Raw genomic sequence first — 18,976 nt, 5'->3', positions numbered from 1 at the left:
TTCTAACCCGCCTTACTTCGTGATCATCCGCGAGATCACAAGTCGTTGAATTTCTTGTGTGCCTTCATAGATTTGGGTAATTTTCGCATCACGCATGAAGCGCTCAACTGGGTAATCCTTTGTATAGCCATAGCCGCCAAAAATCTGAACAGCCTCAGTTGTAACTTTCATCGCCGTATCGCCAGCAAATAACTTCGACATCGCCGACTCCTTGCCGTACGGCAGACCTTGCGACTCGAGCCATGCCGCTTGATACGTTAATAGTCGAGAGGCCTCAATCCCTGTGGCCATATCTGCAAGTTTAAAGGCAATCCCTTGATTTGCGACGATTGGTTTACCGAATTGATGACGTTCCTTGGCATAGTCCGCTGCTGCATCAAGCGCACCTTGAGCAATCCCCACAGCTTGAGCGGCAATACCGTTGCGGCCGCCATCGAGAGTCATCATGGCAATTTTAAAGCCTTCGCCTTCTTCTCCGAGTCTGTTAGCAACCGGTACCATACAATCTTCAAAAATAATTTCAGTGGTCGGTGAGGAACGAATCCCGAGTTTCTTTTCTTTTTTCCCAACCGAGAAGCCTGGGAAGTCACTCTCGATAATAAATGCGGTTGTTCCACGTTGTTTATTCGAAGGATCGGTTAAAGCAAACACGACATAGATGTCCGCTACTCCGCCATTCGTAATGAAAATCTTCGAGCCATTAAGGACATAATGATCGCCTTCGCGACGGGCAGTCGTTCTCATTCCGCCAGCATCTGAACCGCTGCCAGGCTCTGTTAAGCCGTATGCGCCAATTTTCGTCCCTTCTGCCATTGGGCGCAGGTAGGTTTGCTTTTGCTCCTCACTGCCAAATTTATAAATCGGCCAGCCCGCTAAAGAAGTATGGGCTGAGAGCATCACGCCTGTAGATGCGTCAACGCGGGAAAGCTCTTCCACTGCAATACAATAAGCCAGATAATCACTGCCAATGCCGCCGTACTCTTCCGGCCACGGAATCCCGGTTAAACCTAGCTCCGCCATTTTGTCAAAAATCTCGCGGTCAAAGCGTTCTTCCTCATCGCGCTCCGCTGCCGTCGGGGCCACTTCATTCCGGGCAAAATCACGAACCATTTTCCGAATCATTTCATGTTCTTCAGAGAGTTTAAAGTTCATTTCGAGTCCTCCTAGTGGATATGTTTAAGGCTGTTTTCACATAAAGAGCCATAATTACAGATGCTTACTAATCACAATTCGTTGTATTTCGCTCGTGCCTTCATAGATTTCGGTAATTTTTGCATCACGGAAATAGCGCTCGACCGGATAATCTTCGGTGTAGCCGTAGCCGCCGAATACTTGAATGGCCTCGGTAGTGACTTCAACTGCTGTTTTGGTCGCGAACAATTTCGCCATTGACGCTTCCAACGTACATTTTTTGCCGTGGGTCCGTAAATACGCCGCGCGATAGACTAATAGTTTCGCTGCTTCCACACTGGTCGCCATGTCAGCTAACTTAAAGCCAATCCCTTGTTGAGCGGCAATCGGCTTGCCGAATTGGTGGCGGTCCCCAGCATAGGTGGTTGCGGCTGACAGTGCGGCCTCAGCAATCCCAAGTGCCTGGGTCGCAATCCCGATGCGGCCGACATCCAGGTTGGCCATCGCAATCTTAAAGCCTTCGCCCTCGGCACCAAGCAGATTTTCAGCTGGAACATGCATATCTTCGAACGTGAGTTGGACCGTCCTCGAGCCATGCAATCCCATTTTCTTCTCATCTTTGCCGACGATAAAGCCAGGAGTATTTTTTTCAACAATAAACGCCGAAATCCCTTTGCTGCCTAGTTCCGGATTTGTTTTCGCAAAAACGATATAAACATCGGCCTCGCCGCCGTTCGTAATGAACACCTTCGAGCCGTTGATGACGTAATGATCGCCCTTCTTGACGGCACGGGACTTTAAGCTAGCGGCATCCGAACCAGAACTTGGCTCCGTTAAGCAAAATGCACCGAGGTACTCCCCTGAAGCCAGCTTCGGCACGTATTTCTCTTTCTGTTGCTCCGTTCCAAAATAAAGGATCGGGTTTGTGCAGACCGAGGTATGGACAGAAAGAATCACCCCAATGGTAGCGCTTACTTTGGAAAGTTCATGGATTGCTAGGATATAGGAGGTGAAGTCCATCGCCGCACCGCCGTATTTCTCAGGGACAGGAATCCCCATTAAGCCTAGGGCTCCCATTTTTCGGAGGATTTCGCGCGGAAATTCCCCTCTTTCCATCTTTTCAATAAATGGAACAATTTCGCTGTTCGCAAAATCACGTACCATTTTTCGCATCATTTCTTGTTCTTCGGTGAATGTAAGATTCATGGTGGTCTCCCCTTTGGAAGAATGTACTATCGTGGTACTCATCATTATCACGACCCCTTTTTCGAAGAAATGCTGTGTTTATTCGTACGTATAAAAACCGCGCCCTGATTTCTTGCCAAGCCAGCCTGCTTTCACATATTTGCGAAGGAGCGGACAAGGACGGTATTTGTCATCGCCAAAGCCTTGGTGGAGCGTTTCCATAATATACAGGCACGTATCCAAGCCGATAAAATCAGCCAAGGTTAACGGTCCCATCGGGTGGTTCATGCCAAGTTTCATGACTTCATCAATGGCTTCTTTTGTAGCCACACCCTCATAAAGCGTATAAATCGCTTCGTTAATCATTGGCATCAGAATGCGATTGGAAACAAACCCTGGGAAGTCGTTCACTTCAACCGGCACCTTGCTCAAGGTCTTTGTCATATCTTCAATCACTTGGTAGACTTCATCGGATGTTGCAAGGCCGCGAATGATTTCAACGAGCTTCATGACCGGAACCGGGTTCATGAAGTGCATTCCGATCACTTTTTCCGGACGCTTGGTAGCCGCAGCAATTTCCGTGATAGGCAAGGATGAGGTATTACTCGCAAGGATTGCGTGTGCTGGGGTAATTTCATCAAGTTGGGCAAAGATGTTGGTTTTGATGTTCATATTTTCAACGGCGGCTTCGATGACGAGGTCGACGTCACGGGCATCGTTTAAATCGGTGGACACGGTAATGTTGCCGAGAATTTCTTGTTTTTGCTCTTCAGTGAGGCGTCCTTTGTCAACGTTCCGTGTAAGTATTTTATTGATTCCGGCTAGGCCGCGTTCCACAAACTCCTGTTTTAAATCATTAAGTACGACCGTGTACCCCGCCTGAGCGCAAACTTGAGCAATCCCGGAGCCCATTTGTCCTGCACCAATGACCATAAGCTTTGAAATCTTCATTCGATCCCCTCCAAGAAGGCCGGAACTGGTCCGACCTAGTTTTTTTATTTGTTATTTTAAAAAACTCTTGGGTAAAAATAACTTTTGTGCAATTTCCAAGCTGTTTTGTGCAAATTTACCCTGTTTTGTTCATTTTCCTATGGGTTTTGTTCATTTTTCAGCCGGTTTTGTGCAAAAATCAACGTCTTTTGTACAATTAGACAAAATATGGAAATTAGATCCATTTCTATAAAACTACTACCCGCGCGGAACCTCAATCATCACCGCATCGCCCTGGCCGCCTCCACTGCAAATCGCGGCAATTCCAATTCCGCCGCCGCGGCGCTTTAATTCATGCATTAATGTGAGAATAATCCGTGCCCCGCTCGCCCCAATCGGGTGACCATAGGCGACCGCACCGCCATTGACATTGACCTTTTCTGGATCCAAGCCGGCGATTTTTCCGCTGACTAATGCCACTGCCGCAAAAGCTTCATTAATTTCAAATAAATCGACTTCGTCCACCGTTTTGCCAGTTTTTCGTAATAGCTCATTAATGACAATTCCAGGAGTTTTCGGGAAATCCTTTGCTTCTACAGCAACCGCTGCATGACCAACAATCACTGCTTCAGCAACACGGCCTTCGCGAGCCGCACGTTCTTCACTCATTAACACGAGGGCTGCCGCACCGTCATTAACTCCTGGTGCATTCCCAGCAGTAATCGTTCCTGTTGAATTAAATACTGGTGCTAACTTAGCCAAACGCTCTAACGACGTATCTTTTCGCGGTGCTTCATCTGTCGCCACAACGACCGGAGCTCCTTTGCGCTGTGGAACCTCTACCGCGACAATTTCTTCCGCCAACTTCCCGCTCTCAATCGCTTCAATCGCGCGCACATGACTCCTTAATGCCCACTCATCCTGTGCCTCGCGGCTGATTTCCATATCCCTAGCCGCTTCATTTCCGTAAGTCCCCATGTGAACGCCAGTGAAACTGCAAGTTAAACCGTCATGAATCATTAAATCCTTCACCTGTGCGTCTCCCATGCGGAAGCCCCAGCGTGCTTTTGGAAGTACATATGGTGCGTTGCTCATCGATTCCATCCCGCCTGCAACAATCACTTCCTCATCGCCGGCGCGGATGATTTGATCAGCCAACGTGACACTCCGCATCCCTGACGCACATACTTTATTAATCGTTTCTGTTTTCACTTCCCATGGCAGTCCCGCATGCTGCGCCGCCTGGCGTGATGGAATCTGCCCCTGTCCGCCCTGTAATACCGTTCCAAGAATGACTTCCTCTACCTCTTCTGGCTTCACGCCCGCACGAACTAATGCCTCTTTTACCGCGATTCCGCCTAACTGTGAAGCAGTAAAGCTGCTTAAACCTCCTCCTAATTTTCCAAAAGGCGTTCTAACTCCGCTTAAAATAACTGTTTTTCCCATCTCGCACACACTCTCCTATTCAACATATTCAGATAAACTTTCATAAAAAATAGATACGGTGACTGAACGCTCGCTCGGACACAAACCAAAAAAGAAACGCAGTCTTCTGCTTTTTAAAATGATAATGTAAGCGTTTTATATATAATTATATTTTACATAAAAAAGCGTAGAAGTTGAAATGTTTTACACAAAATTTTAAAAATTTTACGAATTAAATAAACAAATCAACTTCTACACTCCATCAAAATCTAAGCGACTTCTCCACAAACCGCCTTTTCAAGCAGTTCAGCTACATCGTATGTTGATACCTTTTCTTCGACCTCTTTCGCCTTCGTTCCGTCCGAGAGCATTGTTAAACAGTACGGACAGCCGGAACTGATAACCGACGGATTCACAGCAAGTGCCTGCTCGGTTCGAGCCACGTTAATGCGGTGTCCAGTTTCTTCTTCCATCCACATCAAGCCGCCGCCTGCACCACAGCACATCGCTTTCTCTCTGTTCCGCTCTATTTCAAGAAGTTTCACGCCTGGAATCGATTTTAGAATCTCGCGCGGTGCATCATAGACATCATTGTAGCGCCCTAAATAACAGGAATCATGGAAAGTAATCGTCTCATTTACCGCATGTTTCGGTACGAGCTTCCCATCACGAACCAGCTCATAAAGGACCTCGGTATGATGGAACACCTCGACATCCGTTAAGCCGAAATCAGGGTATTCATTTTTGAAAATATTATAAGCATGTGGGTCAATCGTGACGATTTTCTTGACTTCCGCTTTTTCAAATTCCTCGATATTTTTCGTTGCCAGCTCTTGGAATAAGAATTCATTCCCGAGGCGGCGCGGTGTATCGCCAGAGTTCTTTTCTTTATTTCCCAGGATGGCAAATTTAATGCCAGCTTCATTGAGCAGTTTCGCAAATGATAAGGCAATCTTTTGGCTGCGGTTATCATAAGAACCCATCGCCCCTACCCAGAAGAGGTATTCAAATTCCTCGCCTGCTTTTTTCATTTCTTTCACGGTTGGTACATGAACATCCTCACGGGCTTCACGCCAGGTTTCACGTTCTTTTCTGTTCAAGCCCCACGGATTGCCTTGGCGCTCTATGTTGGTCATCGCACGCTGCGCATCGGCGTCTAGTTTCCCTTCGGTTAACACTAAATAACGGCGCAAATCAATAATTTTATCAACATGCTCGTTCATGACTGGGCATTGATCCTCACAATTTCGGCAGGTCGTACAAGCCCAAATTTCTTCTTCCGTAATCACATCGCCAATCAAGCTCGGACTGTAGACTGCAGTGGCCGCGGATTCTTGTGCACCTTGGCCTGCTGACGCAAGGGCCAGCTGATTCCCCGTCGTATTCCCAAATGCAAAGGTTGGCACCCATGGCTGTTTCGAGGTAACAACGGCGCCATGATTGGTTAAATGATCACGCAGTTTAACGATCAAGTCCATTGGTGACAGCATTTTCCCTGTTCCCGTAGCCGGACACATATTCGTACAGCGTCCGCATTCCACGCAGGCATAAAAATCAATCATTTGGTGCTGCGTGAAATCTTCTAATTTTCCAACCCCAAACGACTCCTGGGTTTCATCTTCAAAATCAACCTTTTTCAATTTTCCTGGTTTATCTAAACGGTTAAAGTACACATTCGCAGGTCCCGCAATTAAGTGGGCATGCTTGGATTGCGGTACGTACACTAAGAAGGTTAACAAGAATAATAAGTGCGCCCACCAGGCAATGTAGAAAATCACAATAGAGGCGGTTTCACCAATCCCTGAAAAAATAACTGAAATCAGCGAAGCGACAGGTTCAGTCCATGAGGTCTCTTCACCATGCCAGATGATGCTCATTCCATTGCCTAGTAACACAGAAAGCATCAAGCCGCCGATGAAAATAAGAACCAGACCTGATTTAAAGTTGCGCTTCAAGCGGACTAATTTTTCGACATACCGGCGGTAAAAAGCCCAGATGACTGCCACTAAAATCATCAGTGTGACGAGCTCTTGGAAAAAAGTAAACCCTGTATAAAGCGGTCCAAGCGGAAGATGTGCCCCCGGTTTAATCCCTTTAATAATAAAATCGATGGCGCCAAATTGGACGAGGATAAAGCCATAGAAGAACATGACGTGCATGATCCCGCTTTTTTTGTCCTTGAGCAATTTCTTTTGGCCGAACACATTGACCCAAATTTTGTGAAGTCGCTCTTTGACATTGTCATCGAACTCAACCTTTTTCCCAAGTTTAATAAATTCGATCCGGGTCTTGACCACATACACGAATAGGCTGATTGCGTAAGCGGTTACAAGAAGAAATGCAATCAAGTTAACCCAAAGTAATCCATTCATAGTTATGCCCCTTTCCTTGTTATCCACTAAAACAACTTCGAAAATAATCAATTTTCAGAATCTATACTTAACTCTATTATATTATGAATGAGCATTCAGTCAAATGAATTTTTGAAAAGTTGAGTTTACTTATATTTAAGGGTACTTAAGGAAAAACTAACAAAACTGATTGGAGGAAAGAACCCTGATGAATGTGGCACTCATGTTGAGCGTACTCCTTTTTCTCATCATTATATGGCTCGTTTTGGATTTTCATTTAGGTAGAAAGAAGCATCTTTCCATTGTCAGTAGAAGGGAAACAGCCATTATTCATGGTGATTTGGATATTTTCACACACGGAAAGAAGCTGTTCGCAGACTATTTTCATGAACTACGGAACGCGAAAAAGCATATTCATGTGCTCTTTTATATTGTCAAAGACGATGCGATCAGTCAGGAATTTTTCTCTATTTTAAAAGAAAAAGCCCGTGCCGGGGTGGAAGTTCGGCTGCTCATCGACCGGCTCGGCAGCTGGAAGGTGAAGAAAATGGTGATTCAGTCGCTCCGGGAGGCGGGTGTTCGCTTTGCTTTTAGCAATCATATTAAGCTTCCCTTTCTGTTTTATTCTTCTCAGGTAAGGAATCACCGCAAGATTACGATTATAGACGGGAAAATTGGCTATCTTGGCGGCTTTAATATCGGCAAGGAATATATCGATGAAGAGCCTTCCTTGGGGATTTGGCGTGATTACCATTTGAAAATAACCGGCCGGAGCGTTAATTTTTTGCAAACGGAGTTTTTGATCGATTGGCATGAATACGCCGGCGAGGATATCATGGGTCATTCGGCCTATTTCCCAGTCATGACTGATGGTCAGGTCCGGCACCGATTTGTTCCGACAGAGGCTCAGCAGTTAGAACAGAATTATCTTACGCTCATTCACCAAGCCGACAACTCCATCATTATTGGTTCGCCCTATTTTATCCCCTGTCAAAAAATCTTAGCGGCGTTACTAGCTGCCTTAAAACGGGGGGTTCATCTCTCGGTGATCGTCCCTTATGCAGCAGACCATCCACTGGTCCAAGAGGGCTCGTTCCGCTATTTGCGTAAACTGATTCGAGCAGGTGCGGATGTTTTTCAATATAAAAAAGGTTTTTACCATGCAAAGACACTCGTGATAGATGACAAAATTTGCGATATCGGCACGGCTAATTTTGATAAAAGAAGTATGTATTTAAACAAGGAAATCAATTGTTATATTTATGACCCGGCCTTTATTCAACGTTTGATGGAGATTTTAAAAATGGATATTGAGGACTCTGTGCCGCTGACATTAGCTGTCCTTAACAAACCGAACCCAATCCGTACCTTCAAAGAAGGCATCGCAGCACTCGTTTCTTATTTTCTATAAATCGCTTAAACATGCATGTTGATTTCCGCTTCAGGCACTTCGCTTTCCGCGGGCATCGCAGCTGCAATCTCCTATTTTTTATAAACCAGCATTGTCCACCGTATTCGGACTAGTGTGCACGAATGGTGTCATGCACCGTCAAAGGCACCATCAACATGGTGCCGAAATTAACTTTTACAAAGCCTTTTATTAAAGGAGTTATTTTTATGAAGATTCGGTTTGGTTATGTTTCTCATGCGATTAGTTTGTGGGATGCTTCCCCAGCGAAGACGCTGACGTTTACTCGGTATCAGCAGTTAAGCCCTGAAGAGCGCATGGAAAAGCTGCTTGAGGTGACGAAGCAGAATTTGAATCATACCCTGCGCATGCTCTACTACAATCTTGCTCATGAGCTTGAACTGTATAGGATGTCTAGTTCGATTGTCCCGCTTGCGACCCATCCGGACGTGAACTGGGACTTTGTGACTCCTTTTCGCACAGAATGGCTAGAGATTGGCGAACTGGTTAAAAAAAAGAAATTAAGGGTCAGTTTCCATCCGAATCAGTTCACCTTGTTCACCTCACCGCAAACGAAGATTACCGAAAACGCGGTGGTCGATATGCGTTACCATTATCGTATGTTTGAAGCGATGGGCCTTGAGCAGGACGGGCTGATTAATATCCATATTGGTGGTGCCTATGGTGATAAACAAAAAACTCTACCGCGCTTTCATCAAAATTTAACGACACTGCCCGCGCCCATTAAACAGGTGATGACATTAGAAAATGACGATAAAACGTACAACGCCGATGAAACGTTAGCAGCCTGTGAAAAGGAATCCATCCGGTTTGTGTTTGACTATCACCACCATATGGCCAACTTGTCCGAGACTGCACTCGAGGAACTGCTGCCGCGGATTTTCCGAACTTGGGAACATGAGCATGGGCCGCATCGCATCCCGAAGGTTCATATTTCCTCTCCAAAAAACGAGAAGGAGTTCCGTTCCCATGCTGATTTCGTGGATCCGGAATTTATCATGCCTTTTTTGAAAATGGTGCGCGAATTTGGGGCTGATGTTGATTTCATGATTGAGGCCAAAGCAAAGGATCAAGCGGCGCTGAAATTAATTGAAGATCTAAGCAAGCTACGCGGGTTTAAGCGGATAAGCGGCGGTGCGGTGGAGGTCAAATAAAAAGGCTATATAGAAAGAGTCTTCGAACACGCTCGAAGACTCTTTTTTATTCCTCAATTAAGTTCAAAACAGGAACGTCACGCTCATTGTCCGGGTCATTCCTTGAATAAATTCTCGCAACTTTTGACGCCTCATCCACATGTTGAATAATTACTGGCGTCCCCTCGTAGGTTACATGAATCATATCGGCAGATTCGACAATTTCCTTGGCTCGTCCCACATTCATTGGTTTCATCCACTCCTAGCTTTAATGTCCCTACTAGTATTTGCCATCAATTAGTTACTATTCATTTTTATGGACAATCCCATAAAAAAATAGCCCCCTTACCGAAGTAAGAGAGCCATCAACCATTACATTTTTTCCGGAGCTGAAACCCCAATCAACGCCAGCGCATTGCGGAGTGTAATTTGCACCGCCCGCACCAACGCGAGGCGCGCCTTAGTGCGCTCGATATTATCAAGGTCAAGCACCTTTTCTGCATTATAAAAACTGTGGAACGTCGACGCCAATTCTACGATATAATTCGTAATCCGGTGTGGGACGCGCTTTATTGCGGCCTCTCCTACAGCTGCCGGGAACTCTCCAACCTTCTTCAATAGATCCATTTCCTTCTCCGACGTTACCAACGAAATATCCGCATCCGCCGTCACTTGAACACCCTGCTCCTCACCAGAACGAAGGATACTAGAAATCCGCGCATGAGCATAGTGAGCATAATACACCGGATTTTCATTTGATTCCGACACCGCTAAATCCAAATCAAAATCCATATGCGTATCTGAACTGCGCATCGCAAAGAAATAACGCGTCGCATCGAGGCCGACCTCATCGACCAAATCACGCATTGTCACCGCTTTACCGGTCCGCTTACTCATCTTCATCTTCTCGCCATTTTTATAAAGGTGAACCAACTGAATAATCTCCACCTCTAGCGCCTCGCGGTCATAGCCAAGTGCCTGCATCGCCGCCTTCATACGCGGAATATAACCGTGGTGGTCCGCTCCCCAAATATTAATCAACTTCTCAAAGCCGCGGCCGAACTTGTCCTTATGATAAGCAATATCCGGCGTCAAATACGTATACGAACCATCCTGCTTAATCAGCACCCGGTTCTTATCATCACCGAAGTCCGTTGAGCGCAGCCACGTCGCACCGTCTTCCTCATACACATAACCGCTCGCACGCAGCGCCGCCAAAGCCTCATCAATTTTTCCATTCTTATAAAGCGAAGTCTCCGAATACCAAACATCAAATCCAACACGGAAATCCTCAAGATCCTGCTTCAGCTTCGCCATTTCATACTTCAAACCGTACTCACGGAAAAACTCTTGGCGCTCGTCTTCAGAAATATGTACATACTTGTCGCCAAACTCCTCAGCTAACTTTTTACCAATGCCAATAATATCAGCACCATGGTAGCCGCCCTCCGGCATTTCTTTTTCCAAACCAAGTGCCTGGAAATAACGTGCCTCCACCGATAAAGCGAGATTATTAATCTGGTTACCCGCATCATTAATATAGTACTCACGCGAAACATCATAGCCTGCTTTCGCTAGAATGTTACAAAGCGAGTCACCCACCGCCGCACCGCGCGCATGTCCAAGGTGCAAGTCACCCGTCGGATTCGCCGATACAAACTCGACTTGAATCTTCTGGCCGCCGCCAACTGTGGTCTCCCCGTACTTCTCCCCAGCATTCAGCACCGTCGGAATCAGCTCGGTTAAATAACTATTATTCATATAAAAATTAATAAATCCTGGACCAGCAATCTCAATTTTTTCAATCGAAGCCTTCGAACGGTCGATGTTCGCAAGCAGGGCCTCCGCAATCACACGCGGCGCCTTCTTCGCAACGCGAGCCAGCTGCATCGCCATATTCGTCGAATAGTCGCCGTGCGCCTTCTCCTTCGGTGTTTCCAGAATCACAGCCGGAATCTGTTCCTCCGTCGCCAGTTCCGCCTTCAGCACTGCTGCCCGAATCTCTTCTTTCAACTTACTTTGCACTTGTTCAACTATGTTCATTGTTATCCTCCTGAAAGGTAATTTCCAAATGGTATGTACCAGCAGGCTTACCCTGCATCGAAAAATCATAAAGAATGTCAATCAGACCATCAGCATGCTCGATCCGTTTGGCTAGAGTAATCGTCTCAAAGGACCCAAACGGCATTTCATAACTGCCGCGCAGCTTCTTGTGCAACCGAAACGGCAAGCGCATCTTCACCGCACCACCGCGCAAAATCAGCGCCTCTTCACCAGCCACTTTGACAATCGTTCGAACGGTGCCCTCATCCTGCACCTCTTCATACTTAAGAAACGAGGCACCATCTTTTTCAAGATAGCGGCCAAACACCGCCAGCTCATACACTTCCTTGCCGCCAAGCTGATGAATCGTCGTTTTCACATTAATTTTCATCGGAATTTCAATCGTAGACAAACCTAATGGCACTTCCCTTTTTTCTTTGATAAGAAAGTATAAGTTTTTGAACTTGATTACTGTCTAGCTCCAGCGCCCTAGCGGCTAGTGTCCTTCGCTCTCCGCCCTACGATAAGTCAACATCGAATCGCTATCGCTCTTCGTGTTTCCTTTATCTCGGTTGGAGCGCTCCAGGCCATACGCCGCTGACCAGGGCGCTTGCGCTTTTCTTAAAAAGGAACTCAGTTTCATTCTTTGGAATGATTCTAGTCCTAGTAATTGACGTATCTGCTCTAATGCATACTTTTTCTATTATAAACATTGTAACCGTACAAATCAAAAAGATGCCCGCCCCTCTATCGGGACAGGCACCACCTCTTAAATGGTGTCAGGCACCAATTTCCTATTTCACCCAGCCAAGCAGCATTTCACGGATTAACTTACTTGCAGTATTCGCTGTTTGCTCTGATGGATCATAAATCGGTGCCACCTCGACTAGGTCACCGCCGACCACGTTCACCTCGGAACGGGCAATCGCATGAATAGAAGCAAGCAGTTCTTTCGAAGTGATGCCGCCGCAATCCACCGTACCTGTGCCTGGCGCATGCGCTGGATCAAGAACATCGATATCGATTGTCACATAGACCGGACGGCCAGCAAGAGTCGGCAGGATTTCTTTTAACGGCTCGAGCACTTCAAACTTGGAAATATGCATCCCGTTTTCCTTCGCCCACACGAACTCTTCCTTCATCCCGGAACGAATCCCAAAAGAATAGACGTTGCTCGGTCCAATGTGTTCCGCAATCTTACGGATTGGGGTCGAGTGCGATAACGGTTCGCCTTCATAGTGCTCACGCAGATCCGTATGAGCATCAAAATGGATAATTGCTAAATCCGGATACTTTTTATACATAGCTTTCATCACTGGCCATGAAACAAGATGCTCACCGCCCATGCCCAGCGGGAACTTGCCGGCAGCAAGGACTTGGTCGACAAAGTCTTCAATCATGTCAATGCTCTTTTGCGGGTTTCCGAATGGAAGCGGAATATCGCCGGCATCATAGTATTTTACCTCTTCCAGCTCGCGGTCAAGATAGGCACTGTACTCCTCTAAACCGATTGATACCTCGCGGATGCGGGCCGGACCAAACCGTGAACCCGGGCGGTAACTAACCGTCCAATCCATCGGCATCCCGTATAATACAACCTGACTCTCCTCAAAATTCGGATGACTCTTAATAAACACATTCCCTGAATACGCCTCATCAAAACGCATCTATGTATCCCTCACTCTCTATGTAACAACTCTTTGGGTATTGAAAGGCTTTCTATGTGACCGAAAGCTTTCTTTTTCATCAGTTTCGGGCACGTAGAACCTCTCTACGTGACCTGAAGGCCTCTTTTCCATCGACTTCGCGCACGTAGAACCTCTCTACGTGACCCGGGAAGCCTATTTTCATCGATTTCGGGCATGTAGAACCTCTCTACGTGACCTGGGGGCCTCTTTTTTCTCAAGTTCGGTCGTCAAGACCACCTATTACTTCACCAAATCCCCAACAAACTTCGGCAACACGAATGCGGCTTTGTGCAGTTCTTTGGTATAGTACTTGGTTTCGATCTCATGGAAGCGGTCTTCAGCCACTTCTAATGGATCATATTTCTTTGAACCGATCGTGAATGCCCACAAGCCGCTTGGGTACGTTGGGATATTTGCGACATACAAACGTGTAATCGGGAAGATTTCGCGAACATCGCGTTGAACGTTACGGATCAAATCCGCTTTGAACCATGGATTATCCGACTGTGCCACAAAGATACCGTCTTCCTTCAACGCCTTCGAGATCCCTGCATAGAAACCTTTAGTAAATAGGTTCACAGCTGGACCGACTGGCTCGGTAGAATCCACCATAATCACATCATACTGATTATCGCTGTTCGCAATGTGCATAAAACCGTCGTCCACTTGGACATCGACACGCGGGTCATCGAGCATACCGGCAATCTCCGGCAAAAATTTCTTTGAGTACTCAATGACTTTGCCATCAATATCAACAAGCGTCGCTTTTTTCACGCTTGGGTGCTTTAACACTTCACGAATGACACCGCCGTCACCGCCGCCGACAACCAGGACATTCTCCGGATTCGGGTGCGTAAATAACGGAACGTGCGCCACCATTTCATGGTATACAAACTCATCGCGGACCGATGTCATCACCATATCATCTAAAAGAAGCATGTTGCCCCACTCTTCTGTTTCAATCATATCCAGCTTTTGAAACTCAGTTTGTTCTGTATGTAAGGTTTTATTTACTCTCATCGTGATTCCAAAATGTTCGGTTTGCTTTTCTGTAAACCAAATTGACATGCTTACCGCTTCCTTTCAATGGATCTCAGTTTTATACATACCAAGTAATCATTCAATTTTATAGTACCCAAACCATTGAATTACAAACACAAGAAAAAGTCTAGCAAAATTTAAATAAATAAACCAATAAATGTTTAAAAAGACTCTATTTTTTCAATACTATTACTATCTATTTTTTTAAAAAGGGGTGGTGAACATCATGGAAATCATGACGGATCAAGGGTTTCGAAAGACAATTAAATATTTGCGCGCAGTTATTATCATCAGTTTGATAGGCATGGTTTGTATGCTTATTCTCTTCCTCGGGATTCTTGCCTATGCAAAAATTTTAGGGGCACCACCGCTCGCCGTTCCGCAATCAACCTTACTCTTTGCAGATGACGGGACATTGATTGGCGAGAGTAACAGCGGTCAAAAACGGTATTGGACCAATTTAAAGGATATTTCACCGGATTTGGTTGATGCGACCATCTCCATTGAAGATAAAAATTTCTACGAGCACCATGGCTTTGATTTTAAGCGTATCGCAGGTGCGGTGTTAGCCGATGTGCAAGCCTTCGCAAAGGTACAGGGCGCAAGCACGATCACCCAGCAGTACGCGCGAAATCTATTTCTCGAACACGACAAAACATGGACGCGGAAGCTGCACGAGGCTTTTTATACCATCCGCATCGAGATGAATTATTCCAAAAAAGAAATTCTTGAAGGCTATTTAAATACGATTTACTATGGCAACGGTGCCTATGGGGTGGAGGCAGCCAGCCAATATTATTTTGGAAAAAAAGCAGCTGACTTAACGCTTGCCGAAGCAAGTATGCTGGCGGGAATTCCAAAGGGCCCGGGCATCTACTCTCCGCTGGCCTCGATGGAACATGCGAAAAGCCGCCAAGCCATTATTTTAAAAAGCATGGTGACCAATCATTACATCAATAAAAAGGATGCCATCAATGCGGCTAAGCAGCCTGTGACCATCGAGGGTACTCACAATACGCAAAAAGTGAAAGTCGCCCCTTATTTTCAGGATGCCGTCAGAAATGCCTTGAAAAATCAATTGCATTTAGATGACCGCACGATCGCCCTGGGCGGGTTAAAGGTCTATACCACGCTTAACCGCAAGCAGCAGGAAGCCGCGGAAAGTCAAGTTCATAAATATGTAGCGAATCTATCAGAAATTCAAGTCGGTCTCGTTGCAATGGATCCTAAAAACGGCTATGTCAAAGCGATGGTCGGCGGCAGGGACTATGAAAAAAGTTCCTTTAACCGTGCCGTTCAGGCCATCAGGCAACCTGGTTCAACGATTAAACCGCTTTTATACTACGCGGCCCTTGAGCAAGGCTTTACGCCATCTTCGACGATGCGCAGTGAGTTTACGACCTTCCATTTTGATGATGGCCAGCCTGACTATACACCGCACAACTTTAACAATAAATATGCTAACGGGGAAATCACCCTTGCCCAGGCGCTTGCTGTCTCCGATAATATTTTTGCCGTCAAAACGCATTTATTTTTGGGAGAAGAGACCTTAATCGACACGGCGAAAAAATTCGGCCTTTCTTCAAAAATGGCGCATGTACCGTCCCTGGCATTGGGGACTTCAGGTGTCCGCGTCATCGAAATGGCGAATGCCTATAGTTTGTTTGCTAATGGTGGAAAAAAGGTTAATCCAACCCTGATTACGAGAGTGGAAGACTATAATGGCAACGTGATTTATGAAAAAGAAGAGGAAACAGAAAAGGTGTTAGACCCCGCTAAGGCGTATGTGATGACGCAAATGTTGACGGGGATTTTCGATCCAAAGCTGAACGGATATGCGAAGGTCACCGGCAGCACGGTCATCAATGATATTACCCGTCCTTATGCAGGAAAATCGGGCTCAACTGAAACCGACAGCTGGATGATTGGCTACTCTCCGCAGCTCGTGACGGCCGTCTGGGCTGGCTATGATATGGGAAAACCGATTGAGCTGGTTGCTGAAAAGACGTATGCGAAAAATATTTGGGCTAATTTTATGGAAGAAGCCTTAAAAGGCAAGCCCGTCAAGGCATTTAAGGCACCGAAGGAAGGTGTCATAGGGGTCTATGTCAACCCCGAGAATGGCAAATTGGCGACCAAGGATTGCCCGGTGCGCCGCTTCACCTATTTCGTTAGCGGCACCGAACCAACGGAATATTGCACCGAACATCTAGACAACCATGAGCCAATGCCTGAGAAACATAAGAGCACGAAGAAAGTTCCTTGGTATAAGAGAATTATGCCGTGGACTTAACTGAAATAGAAAAGCTCCGGAAAATTCCGGAGCTTTTCTTGTCCTAGTATTACATTGTTTTTACACTCAATATGATACTATAATTTTCAAAAAAATTACAAGCATTAATTTCCTATTCTGCCAATAAACCCTGTTTGAGTTCATCCGTTGAGTTGTTCCATAAAACTTCATTATGATTACGTAAGAATTCCGCTAATACCTTTTTCGAATTCGCATCCATATCGTCGACAATGATATGACGCTTCAGCGACTTATCCATGCGGTTTACGTGCTCAGGCAAGGATTTGTAGCCGCGGCGGATTTCGCGGTCAACGGTCATGAAGCAGGCCGTCACACCCGCGTAGTATGGGCCTTCTAGGTTGCGGTCAATCGTTACCCACACAAGCCAATACGGTTTTCCGTTCGGAACTTCTTCTTGATTTTTCAAAAATTTAATGCCCTTTTCCACAACGCTGCGGGCATGCATGGCGCCGACATCAATCTCCGCTTCGCCAGCGTCAACATCAATGATGACAGGTGACACATTATCAAGGCTCAAAGCACCTTTTCCATAACCTTTATGACCATCGGTCGGATCACTCTTGATGATATTAAAACCAAGTTTCTTTTTATTATCTTCCATTAAAACTCAAAACCTCCTAAAAAAACAACATACTGAAGAATTGACTTAAACCATCCCATACCCACGGAATGATGACCGCGAAAATGGGTTCAATCGTATAACGATCGAGCGGGGTGAACACTAAAATTAGAAAAATTAATCCGCCATACTGTTCATACTGCGTCATTTTTGCGCGCACATGGTTGGGCGCTAAGTCTTCAATAATCCGGTATCCATCGAGCGGCGGGAATGGCAGCAGATTAAAGATAAAGAGAACAATATTAAGTCGGATAAAGATTTCCAGAAAATCATAAATACTTTCAGGCGGAGCTGCACCGAAACGGTTTAACCCGAACGCGACAACAAAGCCGAGTGAAGCTAAGACCAGATTGCTGAGCGGCCCGGCAACAGAAACTAGAATTCCGGCTAAACGAGGCTTTTTAAAGAAAAAGCGATTAACCGGTACCGGACGGGCCCAGCCGAAGCCGGCGATAAATATTAAAATCGTGCCGATTGGATCAAGGTGTTTGAGCGGATTTAACGTCAATCGGCCTTGTTTTTGTGCGGTCATGTCACCGAATTTATAGGCAACAAACGCATGGGCAAATTCATGAAACGTAAAGGCAATCATCAGGGTAATTGCCAAATAGGGAATCATGCTTAACGGATAGGCAAGAAAATTAAAATTTTCCAACACCATATCTCCTTCCATCTCAAACGGATGTCACGCTTACGTGCGCAAACTCCATTTTCTATCTATCTATATTCCTTTTAGTATACATGAAACCGTTTAGAAAAAGAAAATCAAAAGTGTCATCGATTATTGCACTTTTCGTCGAATTATGGAACACTAACATAGAAAGGCTGTAGCAATCGTTTAGCGGCTTAAGGACTAAACATACATATAACGGAGGAGGAAAAAAACATGCCATATGTGACAGTAAAAATGCTTGAGGGACGTACCGACGATCAAAAGCGTGCCCTCGTTACAAAAGTAACCGATGCAGTCAGCGAAACAACAGGCGCACCAAAAGAAGCCATCCACGTAATGATCGAAGAAATGAGCAAAAGCAACCTTGGAATCGCCGGAGTAAGAAAAAGCGACCAATAAAAATTCGGTGTCAGGCACCATGTGAAAATTTCACATGGTGCCTGACACCCTTTTTTTAGTTACAAAAACTTAATCTCGTCTTTTGGGCTTCCGATCTTTAGTTTCTCGAGTTCTAGTTTCATTTTTTCAGTTTCGGCTAAATAATTTATGTGTTTGAGTTTTTCGAGCTCGAGTTCATCCTTCAGCATACCTGCTTTGATTTTCGACTGTTTCTGAAAATGGGTAGTAATAATGGCTGTAATCGGAATGCCAAATACCATAATGACTGCAATCGTTCCTGTCATAGCGGACGCCCCCCTCAAATGATATGATTTTTACCTTAATATCCAAATCATAACAAATCTGCATTCATAAGAGTATTAATTTATCAGAAAATCTGGTTACAACATGACTTACCATTAAAAGGAGAAGTTCATATGGAACTAAGTAATACATCTTTTTGGACAGGTGCCAATGGACAAAATCACACATGACCATAGAGAAACGTCCTTCGGTTCTCCCCCGATGGACAAAACCACACATGCCACCAGAAAAAATGTCTTTCGGTTCTCCCCCGATGGACATAACCACACATGCCACCAGAAAAAATGTCTTTCGGTTCTCCTCCGATGGACA

At 45.6% G+C, this 18,976-nt stretch carries 18 protein-coding genes; 4 read left to right on the top strand and 14 right to left on the bottom strand.

Going from position 1 to position 18,976, the window contains the following annotated elements; translation table 11 throughout:
* Window positions 1-12: 12 nt before the first annotated feature.
* The 5 genes from BR30_RS0129530 to BR30_RS0129510 form a co-directional block, all read right to left on the bottom strand.
* Window positions 13-1,152, bottom strand: a complete 1,140-nt coding sequence (locus BR30_RS0129530) for an acyl-CoA dehydrogenase (RefSeq protein ID WP_026568187.1) — start codon at window positions 1,150-1,152, stop codon at window positions 13-15.
* A 54-nt stretch (window positions 1,153-1,206) separates the two neighbouring features.
* The gene (locus tag BR30_RS0129525; protein WP_026568186.1) at window positions 1,207-2,337 is read right to left on the bottom strand and encodes an acyl-CoA dehydrogenase; all 1,131 of its coding nucleotides are present in this window, start codon (window positions 2,335-2,337) and stop codon (window positions 1,207-1,209) included.
* A gap of 78 nt (window positions 2,338-2,415) precedes the next feature.
* Entirely contained in the window at window positions 2,416-3,267 is an 852-nt protein-coding gene (locus BR30_RS0129520; protein WP_026568185.1) for a 3-hydroxybutyryl-CoA dehydrogenase, read from the bottom strand.
* A gap of 237 nt (window positions 3,268-3,504) precedes the next feature.
* Window positions 3,505-4,692 (bottom strand): acetyl-CoA C-acetyltransferase, encoded by a 1,188-nt coding sequence (locus tag BR30_RS0129515; RefSeq protein WP_026568184.1) that lies wholly within the window; start codon window positions 4,690-4,692, stop codon window positions 3,505-3,507.
* Window positions 4,693-4,940: 248 nt separating this feature from the next.
* Window positions 4,941-7,043: a (Fe-S)-binding protein gene (locus BR30_RS0129510; RefSeq protein ID WP_026568183.1), complete on the bottom strand. Its 2,103-nt coding sequence runs from the start codon at window positions 7,041-7,043 to the stop codon at window positions 4,941-4,943.
* A gap of 187 nt (window positions 7,044-7,230) precedes the next feature.
* Between BR30_RS0129510 and cls the strand changes: the two genes are divergently transcribed.
* Window positions 7,231-8,433 carry a cardiolipin synthase gene (cls, locus tag BR30_RS0129505; protein ID WP_026568182.1) on the top strand — a complete coding sequence of 401 codons (1,203 nt, stop codon included), beginning with the start codon at window positions 7,231-7,233 and terminating at the stop codon, window positions 8,431-8,433.
* Between the two features lie 206 nt (window positions 8,434-8,639).
* Complete coding sequence (gene uvsE / locus BR30_RS0129500; protein WP_026568181.1) at window positions 8,640-9,605, top strand: UV DNA damage repair endonuclease UvsE; 966 nt, start codon at window positions 8,640-8,642, stop codon at window positions 9,603-9,605.
* Window positions 9,606-9,651: 46 nt separating this feature from the next.
* On the opposite strand, the gene BR30_RS0129495 is transcribed toward uvsE, so the two are convergent.
* The 5 genes from BR30_RS0129495 to speE form a co-directional block, all read right to left on the bottom strand.
* Window positions 9,652-9,831 carry an H-type small acid-soluble spore protein gene (locus tag BR30_RS0129495; protein ID WP_026568180.1) on the bottom strand — a complete coding sequence of 60 codons (180 nt, stop codon included), beginning with the start codon at window positions 9,829-9,831 and terminating at the stop codon, window positions 9,652-9,654.
* Between the two features lie 125 nt (window positions 9,832-9,956).
* Window positions 9,957-11,627, bottom strand: a complete 1,671-nt coding sequence (gene argS / locus BR30_RS0129490) for an arginine--tRNA ligase (protein ID WP_026568179.1) — start codon at window positions 11,625-11,627, stop codon at window positions 9,957-9,959.
* On the bottom strand, window positions 11,614-12,051 hold the full coding sequence (locus tag BR30_RS0129485; RefSeq protein WP_231507855.1) for a YwiB family protein: 438 nt from the start codon (window positions 12,049-12,051) through the stop codon (window positions 11,614-11,616). Before BR30_RS0129485 ends, argS begins: the two co-directional genes overlap by 14 nt.
* Before the next feature lie 370 nt (window positions 12,052-12,421).
* Complete coding sequence (gene speB / locus BR30_RS0129480; RefSeq protein ID WP_026568177.1) at window positions 12,422-13,294, bottom strand: agmatinase; 873 nt, start codon at window positions 13,292-13,294, stop codon at window positions 12,422-12,424.
* 261 nt (window positions 13,295-13,555) lie between these two features.
* Window positions 13,556-14,383 (bottom strand): spermidine synthase, encoded by an 828-nt coding sequence (gene speE, locus BR30_RS0129475; RefSeq protein ID WP_026568176.1) that lies wholly within the window; start codon window positions 14,381-14,383, stop codon window positions 13,556-13,558.
* A gap of 199 nt (window positions 14,384-14,582) precedes the next feature.
* Between speE and BR30_RS0129470 the strand changes: the two genes are divergently transcribed.
* Window positions 14,583-16,649 (top strand): transglycosylase domain-containing protein, encoded by a 2,067-nt coding sequence (locus BR30_RS0129470; RefSeq protein ID WP_026568175.1) that lies wholly within the window; start codon window positions 14,583-14,585, stop codon window positions 16,647-16,649.
* Between the two features lie 112 nt (window positions 16,650-16,761).
* Here the strand turns inward: BR30_RS0129470 and BR30_RS0129465 are convergent, their stop codons facing one another.
* The gene (locus tag BR30_RS0129465) at window positions 16,762-17,271 is read right to left on the bottom strand and encodes a YwhD family protein (protein ID WP_026568174.1); all 510 of its coding nucleotides are present in this window, start codon (window positions 17,269-17,271) and stop codon (window positions 16,762-16,764) included.
* Window positions 17,272-17,287: 16 nt separating this feature from the next.
* Window positions 17,288-17,908 carry a site-2 protease family protein gene (locus BR30_RS0129460; protein ID WP_231507869.1) on the bottom strand — a complete coding sequence of 207 codons (621 nt, stop codon included), beginning with the start codon at window positions 17,906-17,908 and terminating at the stop codon, window positions 17,288-17,290.
* 267 nt (window positions 17,909-18,175) lie between these two features.
* Here BR30_RS0129460 and BR30_RS0129455 point away from each other — a divergent pair, with 267 nt between their 5' ends.
* Window positions 18,176-18,361, top strand: coding sequence for a 2-hydroxymuconate tautomerase (locus BR30_RS0129455; protein ID WP_026568172.1), 186 nt, complete (start codon window positions 18,176-18,178; stop codon window positions 18,359-18,361).
* Between the two features lie 59 nt (window positions 18,362-18,420).
* Here BR30_RS0129455 and BR30_RS0129450 read toward each other — a convergent pair whose 3' ends face one another.
* Together BR30_RS0129450 and BR30_RS38260 are read right to left on the bottom strand one after the other, a co-directional pair.
* Window positions 18,421-18,645 (bottom strand): hypothetical protein, encoded by a 225-nt coding sequence (locus BR30_RS0129450; protein WP_026568171.1) that lies wholly within the window; start codon window positions 18,643-18,645, stop codon window positions 18,421-18,423.
* Window positions 18,646-18,709: 64 nt separating this feature from the next.
* A partial coding sequence (locus tag BR30_RS38260; protein WP_231507854.1) for a hypothetical protein occupies window positions 18,710-18,976 on the bottom strand: 267 nt, incomplete at its 5' end.

This window comes from Bacillus sp. UNC41MFS5, assembly GCF_000686805.1.
Note: the sequence above shows the minus strand (reverse complement) of the source record. Positions and strands in the feature narration are given on the sequence as shown.

What these genes read in the sequence shown, in the direction of transcription:
- BR30_RS0129530 (WP_026568187.1), bottom strand. Translation starts at nt 1,152, where the DNA reads ATGAACTTTAAACTCTCTGAAGAACATGAAATGATTCGGAAAATGGTT.
- BR30_RS0129525 (WP_026568186.1), bottom strand. Translation starts at nt 2,337, where the DNA reads ATGAATCTTACATTCACCGAAGAACAAGAAATGATGCGAAAAATGGTA.
- BR30_RS0129520 (WP_026568185.1), bottom strand. Translation starts at nt 3,267, where the DNA reads ATGAAGATTTCAAAGCTTATGGTCATTGGTGCAGGACAAATGGGCTCC.
- BR30_RS0129515 (WP_026568184.1), bottom strand. Translation starts at nt 4,692, where the DNA reads ATGGGAAAAACAGTTATTTTAAGCGGAGTTAGAACGCCTTTTGGAAAA.
- BR30_RS0129510 (WP_026568183.1), bottom strand. Translation starts at nt 7,043, where the DNA reads ATGAATGGATTACTTTGGGTTAACTTGATTGCATTTCTTCTTGTAACC.
- cls (WP_026568182.1), top strand. Translation starts at nt 7,231, where the DNA reads ATGAATGTGGCACTCATGTTGAGCGTACTCCTTTTTCTCATCATTATA.
- uvsE (WP_026568181.1), top strand. Translation starts at nt 8,640, where the DNA reads ATGAAGATTCGGTTTGGTTATGTTTCTCATGCGATTAGTTTGTGGGAT.
- BR30_RS0129495 (WP_026568180.1), bottom strand. Translation starts at nt 9,831, where the DNA reads ATGAATGTGGGACGAGCCAAGGAAATTGTCGAATCTGCCGATATGATT.
- argS (WP_026568179.1), bottom strand. Translation starts at nt 11,627, where the DNA reads ATGAACATAGTTGAACAAGTGCAAAGTAAGTTGAAAGAAGAGATTCGG.
- speB (WP_026568177.1), bottom strand. Translation starts at nt 13,294, where the DNA reads ATGCGTTTTGATGAGGCGTATTCAGGGAATGTGTTTATTAAGAGTCAT.
- speE (WP_026568176.1), bottom strand. Translation starts at nt 14,383, where the DNA reads ATGTCAATTTGGTTTACAGAAAAGCAAACCGAACATTTTGGAATCACG.
- BR30_RS0129470 (WP_026568175.1), top strand. Translation starts at nt 14,583, where the DNA reads ATGGAAATCATGACGGATCAAGGGTTTCGAAAGACAATTAAATATTTG.
- BR30_RS0129465 (WP_026568174.1), bottom strand. Translation starts at nt 17,271, where the DNA reads ATGGAAGATAATAAAAAGAAACTTGGTTTTAATATCATCAAGAGTGAT.
- BR30_RS0129460 (WP_231507869.1), bottom strand. Translation starts at nt 17,908, where the DNA reads ATGATTCCCTATTTGGCAATTACCCTGATGATTGCCTTTACGTTTCAT.
- BR30_RS0129455 (WP_026568172.1), top strand. Translation starts at nt 18,176, where the DNA reads ATGCCATATGTGACAGTAAAAATGCTTGAGGGACGTACCGACGATCAA.
- BR30_RS0129450 (WP_026568171.1), bottom strand. Translation starts at nt 18,645, where the DNA reads ATGACAGGAACGATTGCAGTCATTATGGTATTTGGCATTCCGATTACA.